The 18594-nt window shown below is 36.3% G+C and carries 18 protein-coding genes and 1 pseudogene; 17 read left to right on the top strand and 2 right to left on the bottom strand.

The window, feature by feature from the left end; genetic code table 11:
• Positions 1-467 precede the first annotated feature (467 nt).
• Positions 468-641 (bottom strand): hypothetical protein, encoded by a 174-nt coding sequence (locus BU804_RS13600; RefSeq protein WP_158025057.1) that lies wholly within the window; start codon positions 639-641, stop codon positions 468-470.
• A gap of 461 nt (positions 642-1102) precedes the next feature.
• On the opposite strand from BU804_RS13600, the gene BU804_RS10270 reads away from it, so the two are divergent.
• The 14 genes and pseudogenes from BU804_RS10270 (at position 1103) to BU804_RS10335 (ending at position 14817) form a co-directional block, all read left to right on the top strand.
• Complete coding sequence (locus tag BU804_RS10270) at positions 1103-1459, top strand: NADH-quinone oxidoreductase subunit A (protein WP_042281656.1); 357 nt, start codon at positions 1103-1105, stop codon at positions 1457-1459.
• Positions 1456-1926 (top strand): annotated as a pseudogene (locus BU804_RS10275) (NADH-quinone oxidoreductase subunit B); the annotation flags it as partial. The gene BU804_RS10270 and the pseudogene BU804_RS10275, both read left to right, overlap by 4 nt.
• Positions 1927-1940: 14 nt before the next feature.
• Positions 1941-2465 (top strand): NADH-quinone oxidoreductase subunit C, encoded by a 525-nt coding sequence (locus BU804_RS10280; protein WP_075883991.1) that lies wholly within the window; start codon positions 1941-1943, stop codon positions 2463-2465.
• The gene (gene nuoD, locus BU804_RS10285) at positions 2449-3657 is read left to right on the top strand and encodes an NADH dehydrogenase (quinone) subunit D (RefSeq protein ID WP_011175112.1); all 1209 of its coding nucleotides are present in this window, start codon (positions 2449-2451) and stop codon (positions 3655-3657) included. The genes BU804_RS10280 and nuoD overlap by 17 nt, the downstream gene beginning before the upstream one ends.
• Positions 3657-4172, top strand: a complete 516-nt coding sequence (nuoE, locus tag BU804_RS10290; RefSeq protein ID WP_075883992.1) for an NADH-quinone oxidoreductase subunit NuoE — start codon at positions 3657-3659, stop codon at positions 4170-4172. The genes nuoD and nuoE overlap by 1 nt, the downstream gene beginning before the upstream one ends.
• On the top strand, positions 4165-5463 hold the full coding sequence (nuoF, locus tag BU804_RS10295) for an NADH-quinone oxidoreductase subunit NuoF (protein ID WP_042281647.1): 1299 nt from the start codon (positions 4165-4167) through the stop codon (positions 5461-5463). Before nuoE ends, nuoF begins: the two co-directional genes overlap by 8 nt.
• Positions 5464-5478: 15 nt before the next feature.
• A complete protein-coding gene (gene nuoG, locus BU804_RS10300; RefSeq protein WP_075884002.1) occupies positions 5479-7788 on the top strand; it encodes an NADH-quinone oxidoreductase subunit NuoG in 2310 nt (769 codons plus the stop codon).
• Positions 7785-8762 carry an NADH-quinone oxidoreductase subunit NuoH gene (nuoH, locus tag BU804_RS10305; RefSeq protein ID WP_075883993.1) on the top strand — a complete coding sequence of 326 codons (978 nt, stop codon included), beginning with the start codon at positions 7785-7787 and terminating at the stop codon, positions 8760-8762. The genes nuoG and nuoH overlap by 4 nt, the downstream gene beginning before the upstream one ends.
• A gap of 1 nt (position 8763) precedes the next feature.
• Entirely contained in the window at positions 8764-9237 is a 474-nt protein-coding gene (gene nuoI, locus BU804_RS10310) for an NADH-quinone oxidoreductase subunit NuoI (protein ID WP_075883994.1), read from the top strand.
• Between the two features lie 3 nt (positions 9238-9240).
• Positions 9241-9753, top strand: coding sequence for an NADH-quinone oxidoreductase subunit J family protein (locus tag BU804_RS10315; RefSeq protein WP_193427260.1), 513 nt, complete (start codon positions 9241-9243; stop codon positions 9751-9753).
• Entirely contained in the window at positions 9753-10052 is a 300-nt protein-coding gene (gene nuoK, locus BU804_RS10320) for an NADH-quinone oxidoreductase subunit NuoK (protein WP_011175119.1), read from the top strand. Before BU804_RS10315 ends, nuoK begins: the two co-directional genes overlap by 1 nt.
• A gap of 1 nt (position 10053) precedes the next feature.
• Positions 10054-11940 carry an NADH-quinone oxidoreductase subunit L gene (gene nuoL, locus BU804_RS10325; protein WP_075883995.1) on the top strand — a complete coding sequence of 629 codons (1887 nt, stop codon included), beginning with the start codon at positions 10054-10056 and terminating at the stop codon, positions 11938-11940.
• Entirely contained in the window at positions 11933-13378 is a 1446-nt protein-coding gene (locus BU804_RS10330) for a complex I subunit 4 family protein (RefSeq protein WP_075883996.1), read from the top strand. Before nuoL ends, BU804_RS10330 begins: the two co-directional genes overlap by 8 nt.
• Positions 13375-14817, top strand: a complete 1443-nt coding sequence (locus tag BU804_RS10335) for an NADH-quinone oxidoreductase subunit N (RefSeq protein ID WP_075883997.1) — start codon at positions 13375-13377, stop codon at positions 14815-14817. Before BU804_RS10330 ends, BU804_RS10335 begins: the two co-directional genes overlap by 4 nt.
• 27 nt (positions 14818-14844) lie before the next feature.
• On the opposite strand, the gene BU804_RS10340 is transcribed toward BU804_RS10335, so the two are convergent.
• Complete coding sequence (locus BU804_RS10340; protein ID WP_075883998.1) at positions 14845-15717, bottom strand: M48 family metalloprotease; 873 nt, start codon at positions 15715-15717, stop codon at positions 14845-14847.
• A gap of 145 nt (positions 15718-15862) precedes the next feature.
• On the opposite strand from BU804_RS10340, the gene BU804_RS10345 reads away from it, so the two are divergent.
• The 3 genes from BU804_RS10345 to BU804_RS10355 all read left to right on the top strand — a co-directional run bounded on the left by BU804_RS10345 (position 15863) and on the right by BU804_RS10355 (position 18303).
• Complete coding sequence (locus BU804_RS10345; RefSeq protein WP_075883999.1) at positions 15863-16048, top strand: hypothetical protein; 186 nt, start codon at positions 15863-15865, stop codon at positions 16046-16048.
• A 260-nt stretch (positions 16049-16308) separates the two neighbouring features.
• Positions 16309-17337, top strand: a complete 1029-nt coding sequence (locus tag BU804_RS10350; protein ID WP_075884000.1) for a DUF1207 domain-containing protein — start codon at positions 16309-16311, stop codon at positions 17335-17337.
• Between the two features lie 3 nt (positions 17338-17340).
• Complete coding sequence (locus BU804_RS10355; RefSeq protein ID WP_075884001.1) at positions 17341-18303, top strand: hypothetical protein; 963 nt, start codon at positions 17341-17343, stop codon at positions 18301-18303.
• Positions 18304-18594: the final 291 nt, after the last annotated feature.

Consider the following 18594-nt stretch of genomic DNA (forward strand, 5'->3'; position numbering starts at 1 on the left):
AATGCCGGAAATTTTTTAATTAATCTATTAGCTGGGATTATTGCTTATACTCACCAACCTAAAAAGCCATCGATAAACTTAGCAGAGCAGCATCGCTTATTGTTAATGGCTGCCTAAAAACCCAAAATTCAGGTTAGTTAATATTTGTGGCGTCGAAGAGAGGAATTTTGTTTGCGATGCACATAAGTTAAAAAGTTCTCAAGAAGCAGAGATATTAGTTTCTAAATATTGTTTGTCTGAAACGGCAATTTGGAGCGTTTATTGCTGGTTATCTTCTTTTTCGATTTGGGTTATTTGAGCTTGTTTATCTCGTTTTTCGTTAAAACTTGTTGAGTTTCTTCCTACTTCTTATCAGGCTGAAGAGTTTCTTTAAATACCTTTTCAATCCATTGACTTGCAGTATCCTTTATACATCTTACTAGTTAAAAGAAGGTAATTTTTAGGTTTCCTTCAACAATAACATTAAATTATTTTTTTGATTTTTCATGCCAATTTTTCTTGGTAGCTCTCAACCGTTGATGAAAACTTTCTTCAAAATCTGCATCTGCTTTTTGCCTAATCAAAATTGTTTTTACCACAAATGAGTTATCTTTTTTGGTTTCGAGAAGAAGAGTTATGCCACTTGGAGGCCAATCTTTCAAAAGCATTGCTGCTCATATCGAGAATGTTTTGAGTCGTAAATTTGATTTCTCTACTTTGCAAAATTTGGCTAATGCTTGCTAAACTGCCATTTTGAAAAAGAAGCCCTCATGGGCTTGTGCTGTTTATGCTCTAGTTTACATTATACTGAGAAGCCGTGACATGATTAGTACTATTAGTAGTAACATTGATCCTAAACAATACTTCTCTAGCGATGTTTCTTTAAAGCAGAACTGTTTTATGAATTTTGATTGTGAATCAAATCGATTTTGTACTAAGGGACTAATTTTCACAAGTCCAGATTGTAAATAAAAAATTGAAATGTGTAATTTAAAAATTAAATTAAAACAATTGACACGAGTCATCGATACTGTTATGTATAATTTTTTTTTGCAAACTTTAGGCATGATTAATTACTGCAAGCAACAAGAATAGCCAATCATTCAAGGGAAGGATTTTGTTAGTGTCAGAAAATTTTCCTATATATATTTACTTCGGAGTTGTTTTTCTCGTTACTTTGATAGTGATAGGCTTATCCGGCCTTTTTCCTTCCAAGAAAACGAGTCAAGTTAAGTTTATGCCTTATGAATCCGGTATCCAAACGGAAACCCATCTTTTGGAAAAGCGTTTCCCCCTTAGACACTATTTAGTCGCTCTAATGTTTTTAGTCTTTGATATCGAAGTCATTTTTCTTTACCCCTGGGCAGTGGTGGGTAAACAAATAGGATCTTTTGCTTTTTATGAAATGACATTTTTCCTGCTGACACTTGTTGTAGGATTTATTTATGTATGGCGTAAACGAGGTTTGGAATGGGAATGAATCATCAACAGGAAAAAACACCGTTTCTCATTGCCCCACTAGAAAAACTAGTCAATTGGGCACGCAGTAATTCACTTTGGCCAGCTCAATTTGGGCTTGCTTGCTGTGCGATCGAAATGATGTCGACGGCAGCAAGTCGTTATGATCTGGCTCGTTTCGGTATGGAGGTCTTTAGAGCGTCTCCTCGACAAAGCGATGTTATGATTGTCGCAGGGCGAGTCAGTCAAAAAATGGCACCCGTTCTTCAAACAATCTATGAACAAATGCTAGAACCTAAATGGGTTATTGCTATGGGAGATTGTGCTTCCTGCGGAGGAGTTTATAATAACTATGCTATCATTCAAGGTGTCGATAAACTTGTACCCGTCGATGTTTATTTAGCAGGCTGCCCTCCTCGTCCAGAGGCATTAATAGATGCGTTAATCATGCTGCAAAATAAAATTAAATATGGAGACTCTTCTAAAAAAGGGAAAAGACATCTATGACGTCTCAAATTGTTTTAGATCACATAAAAAAAAACTTTCAAGCATTCATTTTGAATCAAACTCTAGAATTTGGTGAAACGACTTTTGAAGTTAATCGAGGTGGGTTAAAAACGATATTAAATTTTTTAAAAAATCATGAAGATTGCCAGTTTGAAGTATTAATGGACTTAACTGCGGTTGATTATTTATTTCCAGTTAAACGAACACAAATTCTTTATTTTTTACAAAATTTTTCCCGGCTAGATCGAATTCGCATAGGGATTACGATTGAAAGAGGCGAAATGCTTCCGACTGTTACAGATTTGTGGGAAGGAGCGAACTGGTATGAGAGAGAATTATTTGATATGTTTGGAGTTGAATTTAAGGGACATCCAGATTTAAGCCGTCTTCTGATGCCTGATCATTGGTTAGGACATCCAATGTTACGTGACTATGCATTAACTGAAGAAGTTGTTCAATTTAAAAATAATGTAAAACCGAAAGTACCTTCACAGATTATTTCTTATGACAAAAGTAAGTAAAGAGCGCCTTAAAGAACTTGAAGAGTCCGGTGATGTCATGGAGCTCAATTTGGGCCCGCAACATCCTTCTACTCACGGTGTATTACGTTTAAAATTGCGCCTTGAAGGAGAGGTTGTGTTATCTTGTGATCCTGTGATTGGCTATTTACATACCGGAGTAGAAAAAGAGTGTGAAAGCCGCACCTATCATCAGGTTTTTACTTTAGTTGATCGTTTAGACTATTTGTCAGGCCCAGCAGAAGAACAAGCTTTTGCGGGTGCTCTCGAACGTTTAATGAATATTGAGGTTCCAGAACGTGCTCAAACGATTCGCATTATTCTTTTAGAATTATCGCGAATAGCAAGTCATCTTTTATGGGCTGGAACAAGTGCTTTAGAATTGAATATGTCTTCAGTTTTTATGTATAGCTTTGCAGAAAGGGAAAAAATTTTAGACCTATTTGAACAAGTTTCTGGTGCCAGAATGTTTCCTTCCTTGTGGAGAATCGGCGGATTAGCAAAAGACTTAAATTCTGATTTTATTTCTCATTTAAAAGAATTTATCTCTGGTTTTCAAAAAATTTGGAAAGAGTTGGATAGGCTTTTAACAGATAATTTTGTTTGGTGTAAACGCTTACAAGGTGTTGCTGTCATTGATCAAGAGATTTGTAAGCAATATATGTGTACAGGTCCTGTGCTTCGCGCATCCGGTATTTCTTATGATATCCGCAAAGCTTATCCTTATTTAGGATATGAAAATTACAATTTCGATATACCAACGCATATCGATGGAGATTCTTATGCACGTTACCTTGTTCGTATGGAAGAGATGCTACAAAGTATTTCTATCATTGAACAGGCTATTGCACGCTTAAAACCAGGTGTTGTGTTAACAAATGATCGCAAAGTTGCCTTGCCCCCTCGAAAGGAGTTAGCCCGAAGCATGGAAGCTGTCATTCATCAATTTAAATTGATTTCCGAAGGCCTTCATCCTCCTGTTGGTTCAGTTTATAATTGTGTAGAATCTGCTAGAGGAGAACTGGGTCATTATGTGATTAGCGACGGGACACCTAAACCGTATCGGTTAAGAGTTCGCTCACCTTCATTTTCTCATGTTGAAGTGTTAAAAAAGGTTTTACGAGGCCATGTCATTTCAGATGTTGTTGTTGCTATTGCTAGTGTTGACCCTATACTTGGAGACGTAGATCGCTAATGCTTACCGAAGAAACAAAACAGGCTATCTTAAAATTACAGAATCTATATCCAAATAAACGCTCAGCTCTTATTCCAGCCCTTCATTTAGCACAAGCTGAAAAAGGATATTTACCGCTTGAAGTTCAAAATGAACTTGCCTTCTTATTTGATTTGGAACCAAGTGAAGTTAATTCTATTGTCACTTTTTATGATATGTTTTTTGAAGAACCTGTCGGAAAACATGTGATTCATGTTTGCAAGAATATTTCTTGCATGTTAAGAGGTGCTGATGGATTTCTAGCGAGATTATGTCAAAAAATGCATATCTCTCCAGGTGAAACGACTCAGGACGGTGAGTTTACAGTGATTGCTTCGGAATGTTTAGCTGCTTGTGATAAAGCTCCAGTGATGATTGTTGATGATAAAGTCATTGGACCAGTAGAAATCACACAAATCGATGCTTACATTCAAAAAGCCAAACAAAGCTCTGGCCATCATTCTCCGATTACCATTGAGGAGGTAGAAGATGTCTGAAATGCGTATTTTAACAGCTTACATGGATGATCCACATCAATGTAAGATCGAAACTTATGAGCGTAATGGCGGTTATCAAGCACTCAAAAAAGCAATTTCTTCTATTTCCTCGGATCAGCTAATTGAAATGGTAAAACAATCTTGGTTGAGAGGTAGAGGTGGAGGTGGTTTCCAAACAGGCTTGAAATGGAGTTTTGTCCCCAAAGATTGTCAAATTCCTAAATATCTCGTTTGCAATTGTGATGAAAGTGAACCTGGAACATTTAAAGATCGATATATCATTGAAAATGATCCTCATCAATTAATTGAAGGGATAATTTTAGCTTGTTACGCAATAGGGGCAAAGCAGGCTTTTATTTATTGCAGAGGAGAATTTTTTGAAGGAAATAAAAAGTTGCGATTAGCTATTCAAGAAGCTAAAAAAAGAGGTTATTTAGAATCTCCATTAGGAGAAGCAAATTTTTCTGTTAGTATTATTGTTCATCCAGGCGCAGGAGCCTATATTGCAGGCGAAGAAACTGCTCAATTGAATTCACTTGAAGGCTATCGTGCAACTCCTCGTTTAAAACCCCCTTTTCCAGCAGTTTCTGGCTTATATGAAAAACCGACTATCGTTAATAATGTTGAAACATTATGTAACGTTGTTCACATTGTGAATCGTGGAGTTGAATGGTATCAAAGTATTGGTAAACCAAAAAATACAGGAACAAAAATCTTCCAAGTTAGTGGTCATGTTCAAAATCCAGGATGTTTTGAGTTTCCTTTGGGAATTCCTTTAAAAGAAGTTTTAGAAAGAGCTGGTTGGATGCTACCAGGTCATCAATTTAAAGCTTGTTATCCAGGGGGATCATCTTGTTCATTATTGACTGAACGGGATTTAGATACTCCTATGGATTTTGATAGTGTTGCAGCAAAAAAATCTATGTTGGGAACAGCATCAATTATTGTTATGGATGATTCGACGGATATGGTGAAAGTTGCCAATCGTTTGATGGAATTTTATCAAAATGAGTCTTGTGGAAAATGTACTCCTTGTCGCGAAGGGACACGTTGGACAAAACAAATCCTTACTCGTATCTTAGCGGGTAGGGGAACAGTTGGGGATTTAAAAACGATAGAGCGAATTTGTCAACAAATGGAAATGGATTCGTTTTGTCCGTTGGCTCCAGGAGCTGCTCTTCCAATTGTCAGTGCGATTAGAGAATTCAGAGGCGAATTTGAATCTTATATTATGCGTAACATTCATGCTGATAAACCTCCTGAAATGAAAATTACTTATCCTTATTTGTAGGTAGTGACTGTGGAAATGATGATTAACTTAACAATCGATGGAAAGGAATTGAGTGTTCCAAAGGGAACAACTGTTTATCATGCCGCCAAACAACTAGGCATTGACATTCCTATTTTTTGTTACCAAGATCGCATGCCCCCTTTTGGTGCTTGTCGAATGTGTTTGGTAGAAGTGGAAAAAATGAATAAATTGCAAGCGTCATGCGCATTAGAAGTAGCTGAAGGAATGGTTGTAAAAACGCAAAGTACTGTTGCAAAAGAGGGACGGGAAGGAATTTTAGAACTTTTACTCATTAATCATCCTTTAGATTGCCCTATTTGCGATAAAGGGGGAGAATGTCCTCTGCAAGATCAAACTTTAAAACATGGGCCTGGAGAAAGCCGATTTTACGAAGAAAAAAGACATTTTACTAAAGCTCTTCCTCTAGGACCAACTTTAATGTTAGATCGGGAACGTTGTATTGTGTGTGCCCGTTGTACACGATTTGGTGATATTGTTGCGGGCGATCATGCTTTAGAAATGAAAGAACGTGGTTTTCGAACTGAAGTAGGTACACCGGGCAATCGTCTTGTGGAATCTAAATTTATTGGGAATACCATTTCTATTTGTCCAGTTGGTGCTTTAACGAGTCAAGTTTATAGATTCCGAGCTAGACCATGGGACAACCATTCTATTCCTAGTACTTGTACATTATGTCCTGTAGGATGTAGTTTAAACATTGATTCGAGAGATGGACAAATTGTTCGGACCCGTTCGAGAGAAAATAAATTAGTCAATGATATCTGGCTTTGCGATAAAGGTTGGTTTGGTTATGAATTTGTTTCTAACGCACATCGCTTACAACAGCCTTTAATTCGAAAAGATGGAAAATTAACTCCTGCTAGTTGGGAAGAAGCTTTAAATTTAATCGTTTCTCAAATTAAATTTGCAAAACCAACAAAAAAAATTGCGGGATTAGGGGGAAATCCTTTAACAACGGAAGAAAATTATCTTTTTCAACGGTTAATTCGTGAAGTTGCAGAGGCAAATCATGTTGACCATCGAATTGGAACTCCTCATTTTGATTCTGAGCAAGAAAGATTATCTCCAGGGATGGAAATTTCTCTTGGTGAATGCGAATCTCTTTCATTTGTGATCTTGTTAGGATTAGACTTAACAGAAGAATTTCCCCTTATTTGGCTTCGCTTAAAACAAGCGATTAACAAAGGAGCCAAAGTTTTATTTATGGGGAATTTTTCCCCCGAAATAGCGAGTTATTTAACAAAAATAGTTTTACATCCGCCAGGAAAAGAACTAGAGAATTGGGATGAGAACTTACCTCTTATTGAAGAATGGGTTTCTCAAGGAAAATCAGGAGCGATATTTGTTGGACAACAATATTTGATAAATTTCAATAGACCATTGATATTAGACAAGCTATGGTCATTCCGACAGTCACACTCTAATCTAACCTTGAATCTCTTAGAAGGTTCAGGGAATTCACAGGGAGCCAGGTTTGCTGGAATGCGGCCTGATTTAGGACCTTTAAATCAAAAGATTGAAGAACCCGGATTACATACTTTAGCTATTCTCGAAGCAGCTGCTAAAAAAGATTGGGAATTTCTTTATGTGGTTGGCGCTAATCTTGCCAAGAAATATCCAGCAAAACTGTGGCGATCTGCTCGGGAAAATATAAAATTTATGGTTGTGCAAGATTTGTTTTTAACGGAAACAGCATTAGATGCTGATGTTGTGCTGCCTTCACTATCATTTATTGAAAAATCAGGGACATTTATTAATATCGAAAACAGAATTCAGACACTGCATCAAGGAAAAGAAATTCCTGAAAATAGCTTTAGTGATGCATCGATTTTTATGGCTATCGCAGAAAAACTGGGAATTCAATTGTCTTTTGAACCTGCTTTTTTAGATGCTCTTTCTCAAACCAAGGTATTTCATACCTGTGAATTGAGAACATCATTGCCGCTATCCGAGTCCGTCTCTAATGAAAAGTTAAAAGCTGTATTTGCCCCTGCTTTATTTGATGAAGGGATTCGCATGAAACATGATCCTCATCTCATTCAGTTGGTTAAAGAACCTCGTTTACGAATGCATCCAAACGAGGCTAAAAAGAGAGGAATCATGCAGGGTGATACAGTTCGTTTGACGACAAATAAAGGATCTCTTCAGGCAAAAATAAAATGGGATGGAAATGTAGCGGAACAGACAGTGATTATTCCTTTAGGATTTGACCTTATTTCCGCTCATGATTTAGATAGTAACCTTATCAATGGATTGCCAATTGATATTCAACTAATTGAATCACAAAAAGAAGAGTCTCTATGATTGACGACTTAATCATCATTCTTATTAAAAGTGCTATTGTCATTCTTTTATTATTTACAGCAGCTGCCTATATGACATTTTTAGAACGTATTGTCATGGCTCGTCTTCAACTAAGAATGGGGCCTGTGAGAGTAGGTCCTTTTGGCCTTTTTCAGCCCCTCGCTGATGGAATTAAATTATTATGCAAAGAACGTTTTCAACCAGCTAATGTAGAAACATTTGTTTATTGGCTTGCTCCCGGCATCTCCTTATTTACAGCACTGTTTATTTTCGTATTGATTCCATTTGGGGGTGTAGTAGAAATTGCAGGTCGGCTTATTTATTTACAAATTGCCGACATAAACGTTGGAGTTGTTTTTTTATTAGCTTTTTCTTCTTTAGCGGTCTACGGAGTTGTTTTAGCTGGCTGGGCTTCGAATAATCGTTATTCACTCATTGGAGGATTAAGAGGAACTGCTCAAATGATCAGTTACGAAATTCCAATGGGGCTTTCTTTGCTAACTGTTGTTTTATCAACTGGTACATTGAGTTTACGGGAAATTGTTGAATTGCAACAAAATCATTGGTTGATTTGGACAAATCCGATTAGTTTTATCATTTATTTTATTACTTCCTTTGCTGAAACCAATCGGGCCCCATTTGATCTTCCTGAGGCTGAGCAAGAATTAACAGCAGGTTATCATACAGAATATGGGGGAATGAAATTTGCCGCTTTTTTTCTTGGAGAATACATCAATATTTTAGCCGTATCTGCTATTATAACGACCCTCTTTTTTGGAGGATGGCATGGACCTGGAGATATTCCTATTCTTTGGTTTGGGTTAAAAGTCGCTATTTTTGTTTTTATTTTCATGTGGGTGCGAGCAACGATGCCTCGTTTTCGCTATGATCAACTCATGAGCTTTGGATGGAAGGTGTTGATTCCCATTGCCATCTTAAATCTAATTATAACCGCATACTTTACATTGGTGTAGCATGAGAACAACTATATACAAAGTTATCACGATGATGAAAGGGTTGATTATCGTTTTAAAACACGCTTTTCAAACCCCGGTTACACTGCGTTATCCTGAAGAAAAACGAATTTTACCAGCCAGATCTCGAGGTAGGCATTATTTAACAAAATGGAATGATGGTTTAGAAAGATGTGTTGGTTGCGAACTTTGTGCTATCGTTTGCCCAGCCCAGGCTATTTATGTGAAACCAGCTGCTAATGAACCGGGTCATATTCATTCTCATGGGGAGCGGTATGCTTCTGATTTTCAGATTAATATGTTGCGATGCATTTTTTGTGGTTATTGTGAAGAAGCTTGTCCAACTGGAGCAATTGTTTTAAGTAATCAATATGAACTTTCAGCCTACACTAGAGAAGATATGATTTATACCAAAGATCGATTAACAGAGAAAACACCCGGAGAATCCGGACGCGATCCTAGTAGGGAGATTTAAGTCATGATGACCTCTTTAGCTTCACCTGAACAATGGATTTTTGGAATTTTACTTTTAATCTCTTCTTTCGGAATTCTTCTCACATCAAAACCTATTCAAGCAAGTTTATGTTTTCTGCTAGCCTTACTTTCTTTAGCCGCCCTGTATGTCGAATTATCTGCTCAATTTATTGCTGCTATGCAAGTTTTGGTTTATGCAGGAGCCATTTTGGTTATTTTTATGTTTGTTATTGTTTTATTTCAAGATGCCCATAATCAAATTCACCAATTTGTAGCTCAAAGTAAATCTTCGATTTCGATTTTAGCAATAGCAGCTTTTTTATTTGCTTTTGGATTTTTGAGTTATTATCTCTCCGAACTCTCTACCTCAACAAAAAGCTTGCCAGAAGGTTTTGGAACTGCTCATTCTTTAGGTCACTTACTTTATGTAAATTTTTTTTTCCCTTTTGAAGCAGTCATTCTTATTTTTTTGATCGCTGTGATTGGAGCCCTTTATATTGGAAGAAAGGAACGATAATGGATATTCTTTTTAGCCTTTTTATTAGTATGGCCATGTTTACCTTTGGCATCATTGGCATTTTAATTAAGCGAAATGCCCTAATTGTTTTTATGTGTGTGGAATTAATGTTGAATGCGGCTAATTTGCTTTTTGTTGCTTTTGCTGCGCATTGGGGAAATGAGACAGGCCTTATTTGGGTGTTTTTTGTATTAGTGGTTGCTGCAGCTGAAGCTGCTGTCGGCCTTGCTATTATCATTAATATGTTTAGATCAAAGCAAGTTGTTGACGTTGATCAATATAATTTGCTGAGGGGTTGATATGTGGCAAATGGTCGGACTCGGTCTCTTTTTACCTTTAATAGGTTTTTTGATTTTATTTACAAATTCTCAGCGACTCAGTCGATCTACGACATCTTTTATCGGTTGCAGTACGATTTTATTAGCCTTTCTGATTTTTTTAGGAGAACTTTATTTTTATGTTCATGCGGGAATGAATTCTCAAACATTTCCTTTATATCAATGGTTAACATTAAATGGGATCCAAGTGAATTTTAGTTGGCACCTTGATTCACTTTCCTTATTAATGACCCTAATCATTACGGGAGTTGGATTTTTGATTCATCTATACTCCGTAGGTTATATGGATCATGAAAAGGATTTTACCCGCTATTTTGCTTGTTTGAATTTTTTTATTTTTGCAATGTTGCTACTCGTTCTAGCGGGTGATTTATTAATGCTTTTTATTGGTTGGGAAGGTGTTGGACTGGCTTCTTATCTTTTGATTGGATTTTGGTATCAGAAGCCATCTGCAGCAAAAGCAGCAACTAAGGCTTTTGTTGTGAATCGAATTGGAGATTTAGGTTTTTTATTAGGATTATTATTAACGCTTCATACATTTGGAACGACTGATATTGCTTTAATTTCACAATTAGCTAAGCAAACTTTTTCAATCGGAGCTCCTATTATCACTGTCATGACTTTGCTTTATTTTTGGGGAGCGACGGGGAAGTCTGCACAATTGCCACTCTATCACTGGCTCCCAGATGCGATGGAAGGCCCAACTCCTGTTTCTGCATTAATTCATGCTGCTACAATGGTAACAGCGGGAATTTATTTGATTGTTCGAACTCACACTTTGTTTGACTTATCTCCATTAACTCTGCATGTTGTTGGAATAGTAGGGGGAATGACAGCTCTTTTTGCAGGGCTTTGTGCCTTAGCTCAAACAGATTTAAAACGAGTCCTTGCCTATTCGACAGTGAGCCAGCTTGGCTTAATGTTTTTAGCTTGCGGGATTGGAGCTTACTATGCAGCAATGTTTCACTTGACTATTCACGCATTTGTGAAGGCACTTCTTTTTCTTTCTGCCGGAAATGTTGTTCACATGATGCATGACACAACTGCATTAGAAAAGATGGGAGGATTATCAAAAATCTTCACTAAAACGCGATGGTTATTTTTAATAGGAGCTTTATCTTTAGCTGGAGTTTTTCCATTTGCTGGATTCTTTAGTAAAGATCTTATCTTAGAATTGGGATATTTATCGGGTTCTCATTTGCTTTTTAGTATGGGTTTAGTAGCTTCTCTTTTAACGGGTGTGTACATGCTACGGGTTTATTGTTTAACATTTCACGGCGAACCCCGTTCTACTCAACAAGAACTTAGTCAAGTTCAAGAAGCGCCCGCTATGATGGTAATTCCTGTGTCTATTTTAGGTTTACTCTCAGTAGTTGGGGGATTTTTAGGTTTCAGGTTCTACTCTACTCCTGCTTTAATAAAATTTTTAGAAGAGATCGGGATTAGTGCTATAGAGAAAAATCTTAGTACCGGTCTTCACTTATCTGCGACAGGTTTAATAGCTATGTTAGGATCGATAATTGGTGTTATTATGACTGCATTTATTTACACACGCTATTATAAACATCTTGGAAATTCTATTGTTTTTTTGAAAAATTCTTTTTATGTCGAAAAGCTTTATCGAAGCTTAATTGTCAATCCCTTAAGAATTTTAGCTTCTTTTATTGTAGGTAAAGTAGAAGCACATGCCATTAACGGCTCTCTTTTATTGGCAACAAACGTTGTTCAAAAAACAGCTGGATTGTTACAGAAATTTCAAAATGGCCAAGTACGTTCATATATTGCTTGGATGGTAACAGGGGCTGGTGTATTGATTGTTTATTTTATTATTGAGGGATTCCATGCCTAACTTGTTTTGGTTATTTTTAATACCTTTTGTCTCTTCGATTTTAATAGGAATCCTACCAATTAATGAGAAAAAACATTTAAAATGGGCTTCATTGGGATTGAGTTTAATTCCTTTTTTCTTCCTTTTAGGTAACCATTTTGTTTGGATAGGATCTTTTTTTCAATATGAGTGGTTTGCCCTTTTATCTATTACTTTTTCACTTGAAATCGACTCTATTTCTCTTCTTTTTTTATATTTAACAGCAATCATCATCCCGATTGTTTTTATGAATGTAAATAGTGAAAAATTGTCACATCCTAAGCTGTTTTATGGATTAATTTTATTTTTACAGGGATTATTGGGTGGTTTTTTCATGACGCGTGATCTTGTCTTTTTTACAATCTTTTGGGAGGCGATGTTATTACCTATTTATTTTTTAATGAATATGTGGGGAGGAAGTAAACGTCATGAAGCAGCTATTAAGTTTATTGTTTATATGTTTGCAGGATCGGCTTTAATGATAGCTGCCGTATTAGCTCTTTATTTTCTTTTTGGAACTTTTGATTTAGCCCAATTGTCAACTCAGGAATCTTCTTATCCTTATGTTAATTTAATTGCAGCAGCATTCTTATTAGCTTTTGCAGTGAAAACACCCCTGTTTCCTTTTCATGCTTGGCTTCCTGATACTTATTACCAAGCCTCAACTTCGGGAACAATTTTATTATCGGGATTGCTGTCTAAAGCAGGTATTTATGGAATTATCCGCATTGGATTAGGCCTTTTTCCGCATGTAATGAAAGAGTGGAGTCCCTGGTTACTTGGATTAGCAATAACCGGTGTTTTATATGGAGCTTTAGCAGCTTGGAGACAAAATGATTTTAAACGCTTACTTGCCTATTCAAGTTTTTCCCATGTGAACTTTATTTTAATAGGCCTGTTTATTTTTGATCCTATTGCCCAAAAAGGAGCTATTTTACAAGCTTTTAACCATGGAATTACCATTACGGCCCTATTTTTGGTTGCAGGCTATTTAGAAAATCGACTTGGTTTTACAATAATTGGATCATCCAAAGGCTTAGCTAAGTATATGCCTAAACTTTGCTGGTTGACATTCTTTTTTGTCCTCTCTTCCATTGCTTTACCCGGAACTAATAATTTTGTGGGTGAATTACTCATTTTCCTCGGCCTTTTTGGTAAACACCCTTATTTGACTGCTCTTACAGGCTTAACAATTGTATTTTCTGTGATATATATGCTTCGTTGGATGCAAAAAATGTATTTTGAGGAGCCAAGTCCTTATCAAGTTCAATGGATTGATTTAACAAAAAAAGAATTTTTGATTGTTGCTCCTCTCATCGTTTTAATCTTATGGATTGGCCTATATCCCATGGGAATTCTCAAATATTTAGATGCTGATCATTCCAAATCGCAAGTATTGACTCAGGAGATGATAAAATGAATCCTACGTTGACATTAACCGATTTTATTTCTATCGGGCCATTATTAATTGTTTTAATGACCGCTTTAATCATTATCCTTATAGAAAGTTTCAGTGAGAACTGTTCCAAAAAATGGTCTTCTCTTATTTCTATTGGTGGACTTACACTATCCATTTTCGCCGTATGGGGGGGAATTTCTCCTAATCATAGCTCATTGTTAAATCCTTGGATTTATTTTGATTCTTTAGCACGATTTTTTACTGTTTTTTTCTTAGTAATCGGAATTGGAGCCTCTCTTTTAGCAACTGCATTTTTTCAAAGATTCAAAGCATCGCATGGGGAATATTTTTTTCTTCTTCAATCGGCCGTTTTTGGATTAATTTTGATTGGAGCCGCTGCGGATCTCCTAACATTATTTTTAGGAATTGAAACACTTTCTATCTCATTATACGTTTTATGCGGGTATATGAAAAAATGGGAAATTTCTCATGAATCATCTTTTAAATATTTTTTGATGGGTTCGATTGTCGCTGGATTTCTCTTATATGGAATTGCTTTAGTTTATGGCGCAATTGGAACGACACAATTAGATGTTTTACTTTCTTCTTATCAAACGATTTCTTTAACTACGGAAAAAATTTTGTTTTTTAGTGGAATTGCCATGATAACTTTAGGGCTGGCTTTTAAAGCGGCTCTTGTTCCTTTTCATACTTGGTCTCCAGATGTTTATGCTGGGGCTTCAAACCCGGTTACGGCATTTATGGCTGTAGGGACTAAGGTGGGGGTTTTTGCTGCTTTTGTACGTTTATTTTTTGGAGCGTTGCCACAATTTGATTCAGCTTGGAATCAGGTGATTGATACATTAGTTTACGCAACTCTTATTTATGCTAATTTTGTCGCATTAAAACAAATGCAATTACGTCGCTTTTTTGCCTATTCAAGCATTTCGCACGCAGGATTTTTAATGATTCCTGTTGTTATAGGAAATCAAGAAGCCTTATCCGCTTTGACTTTTTATCTTGTGATTTATGCTATTGCAACATTTGGATGTTTTGCCGTTTTAGCTTATCTTGATCAAAACCAAGAAGGTGTTCATTTTTCAGATTTACATGGATTATTTAGTCGATCTCCTTGGCTTGCAAGTCTTCTTTCTATTTGTTTATTAACACTAGCAGGTATTCCTCCTACAGCGGGATTTTTGGCTAAATTTTATGTTTTCAAAGTGGCCTTTCAAGCAGGCTATTATGGACTCGTTATTGTTGGGTTACTCACAACAATCCTTTCTTCGTATTATTACTTACGAATTATTGGAATATTGTTTTCAGAATCCAAAAGTGATGAAAAACTCCCTTACTCTATGCCAGCGGCAATTGTGGGAACCACCTCATTTGTGGCTATTATTATTCTCTCTTTTTATCCAGCTCCCTTTCTAAAGGTTCTAAGTCATTTATCAAACTAACTTAACGTACCCATTGGCTTAAATTTATCAGAAAATACGAGGTTGATAAAAAATATCTTTAAGTTTTCTTCCTTCTGTTAGATGAGGAGAGGGTGGATGTTTTTTTAAATACGTAGTAATCATTTTAATACGATGCTCAGGATAAGGATGTGTGAGTAAAAATTCCGGTTGATGAATTTCCGAAGAAGCCTTTTCTAAGATTTTCATCACTTCTATCATTGCACTTGGATGATAGCCCGTTTCTTCCATTAATTTAAGTCCCCATTGATCTGCTTCAAGCTCGTCTTTTCTTCCATAACGAAGTTGGGACATCTGATTAACGACACTAGCAATCATGGCTGCTTGATAGCCTCGGTTTGATTCGTTGTCAGCTCCAATTCCAGTAGCCATAACTAAAAGTTGACCGAGCTGTCCTTTGGCCATTTGCTGAGCGGAATGGCGTTGAATGACATGTCCCATTTCATGGGCTAAAACCCCTGCTAATTGTCCTTCCGTTTGTAACTTATTTAATAATCCTAATGTGATAAAGATTTGTCCTCCAGGTAAAGCAAAAGCGTTGATCATTTTATCGTCTGCGAGAAGGTGAAATTTAAATTGCCAGGGACCTTTTTTAGCTTGGGTTTTGGACAAGATCAGCTTTCCTATTCTTTGAACTTCTTGAAATCTAGGATCCTTTGAAGAAATTTCGCCACCCATTTGAGCTGCCATTTTCGGAGCTGATTGTAAACCAAGTTTTATTTCTTGATCGGTAGTTAAAGCAACTTGTTGTTTTTCGCCCGTGATGGGGTTAATTTCGGTTTGTGTAAAATACATAAAAAAAGCAAAGGCTGCAATCAACAAAGCAATTAAAAAAGACCCTCCTCGTTTTTGGCGAGGCCTATCATTGTCATACATTCTCATAAAAACTCCTGTTTATTCCTTTACGGGTATAGCAAAGTAGGTGAAATTAAGTTAGCTTTAAAAGAAATTAAGGAATTTAATTAAAACTTATTCAAAAAAACAAAAAAATTGGTTATGGAGAAACTTGCATACAAAGGAGGCAAAGATGAGAAATCTATTTTTTTTAGTAGGGGGATTAATATTTATGTCAACTGCTTACGCTAAAAATGAAAATATCAATCCTACGTCCAAAACTGCTTATTGTTCAAGTGGTTGTAGATGTAAACATGTTTGTGTATGTGAATGTAAACAAACCAAAACTTGCCACTGCTCGATTCTAGAAAAACAATAATATTTAAGTCGGTGCAGATTAATATAAAACGATGGTAAATCCGTCGATTGTGTAGATGCATCGGCTCTTCAAAAATTTTCTTCTTTTCCTATCTTTTTTGTAATTTATGATAAAAATCATATCATTTTTTTGGTTCTACTTGCAGATTACTCGTTATTTTGCTATCCCTAGTTTCTTTTGAATAAAAAACAATAGAGACTTAAAGGGGATTTTGTAAAATCTATTTTAAGAAATTCTTAATAACACGCGTGAGAGTAATTATGATACGCTATATCAAGCCTTGGATCTTTTTGTTGAGTTTAAATTCGGCATTTCTTTTAGCAGAAAATTTTGATAAAGAAACGAATGATAGCAGCAAAAGTGCAACAATTTCTGAAACAATTGAAGCTTCGAAAGAACTTGATAATTATCGAGAGGCTCATCCAGAAATTTACAATGAAAACTGCTGGTCATCAGTAGAACCAGAAACAGATGCTGAATATGCGAGATCTCATAATCTTTGGGGAATTTGGCTGCCTGAGGGCCCTCCAATGTTTCGCCCCTTTTTGGCGGATCCCCGCCAATTAACATATTCAGTAGGTTGGCGCTTTAATGACCGGGCAACGGTTAAAAACGTGATTGATGTATCATTTGGGGATACCTTACCTATTTTTCGTTGGTGTGACATTTGGAAGTTTAGAGGAGACCTTCAATTAGAGTTGGAAGGGGGAGTCTGGGCAATTTTTGATCCTTTGCATAAATCTGCTCCACTTATTGACGCTGACTATTATGTGGGTATTCCCATTACTTATGCTTTTGGTAATTGGGCTCTTCGGTTAAGAGGATATCACATTTCTACGCATATTGGTGATGAGTTTTTGATTAATCATCCTCACTTTGATCGACGTAATCCAAGTATTGAAGCCATCGATTTGTCTGTTTCTTGGCAAAAAGAGCAGATTCGATTATATGGAGTAATGGGTTGGGTTTGTTGCCAAGATGATTCTTTTAGAGTAGGACCTTTCTATCTTGAAACAGGATTAGAATTGAGACTTTCTCAGTTGGGTTATCGTGACCACTGCAATCGTTTGTATAGCGAACCTTTTTTTGGTATGCACTTCCGTTACCAATCCCATTTTAAAAAACATATCAACCAAACTTATGTGCTAGGATGGGAATGGGGAAAAGTTTCAGGTATTCGACGTAAATTTAGACTTTTCTTAGAGTATCATGATGGATATTCTTTGGATGGGCAGTTTTGTAAACGTGCCACTCATTATTTAAGTTTCAGAGGCTCATACGGATTTTAATCTATGAATCCAGAAGGTAATAACGGCCCTTTTGATAAAGATACCATTGAAACAAAATCTCCTTCGATTAATCCTTTATTAACCGAAGGAGATTTTATTCAAGAGGGTCAACCTCTTGGTTTGAGGTCGCTACCCATTTGGCTTTGGATTGTATTAGCAACAATGGTTATGTCCTTGATTTGGGGCAGTATGAATTGGTATCAAGGAGTCATGCAACAAGAGAAAAAAGCAGAACCTTTTCTCGATGTGACTAATCGTGAATTTTCTGTTTTTCTATGGCAGTTTCCCTCTTTTTTACGGGCTAATGCATTAAAAAAAACAGCTTATCTTCCAGGTTTTCAAACAACTAAAGAAACGCTTGTATTAAATGAAGCAGATAATTTTGTTTCAGCTCCTCCCGATTTATTATTTTTGTATCATACATGGAGCCGTCTTTTAGCCTCTGAATCTAATTTACGGCCTATCAATCCGAAAGAGTTTTCTGAATTTTTAAATCAGGTAGAAGAATGGCAACCAAAATTTTGGAAAAAAGCGCCTAAAGAATATGTACAATTAATTGATAATAAAGAATACGAACAAATACAAAATTTACAAACACTTTCAGTATCTCAATTACCAGTCCTTGTTCGACAAGCTTTTCAAGGTTGGAAAAATTATTATCAAGAAGGACCAGAAATTAATGCTTTAGCTCCAACAATTGCACAAGTTCAAGCTTTTCTAGAGTCTCATCCCCATTATAAACGCAATTTTTGGCGCAATATTCAACAAGTTGCAGGACAAGAAGTAGTTAGATCTGACTATTTATATTTGCTTACACAAGCGGCTTTTAACCCAGAAGAGACTTTCCCAACCGATCAACTTGCGCCTTTTCTCAAAGTTGCTATGTTCAATGCAGCACAGGTCAACAAAGACAAAATCAAACTCGCAGACCCTAATCCTTTACCACTAAATATCACAGCGCAGTGAAAAACTTAGAGTTATTCTTTTGTAAATGCTTAGAAAAATGAGAATAAAAGCTTTATTCATCAATAAAAATTAATAAACATTAGTGTAGTGAGAGTTAAAGAATAAGAGGGAAAATTTCCCTCTTAAAATAAAAGCCAATTTAGGCATAGTCTGAGCCATCAACAGAAGCCGCATTAGGGATATCAAGGTTCGCTAACTCCTGAATCGTTTCGCGCACTTTGTTATCAGCATATTTTAGTGCTTCTAATCGTGAGCAATTAGGATGATTGGTTCGATATTCTTGCTCAAATG

Source organism: Candidatus Protochlamydia sp. W-9 (genome assembly GCF_001950615.1).
Lineage (GTDB): Bacteria > Chlamydiota > Chlamydiia > Chlamydiales > Parachlamydiaceae > Protochlamydia > Protochlamydia amoebophila.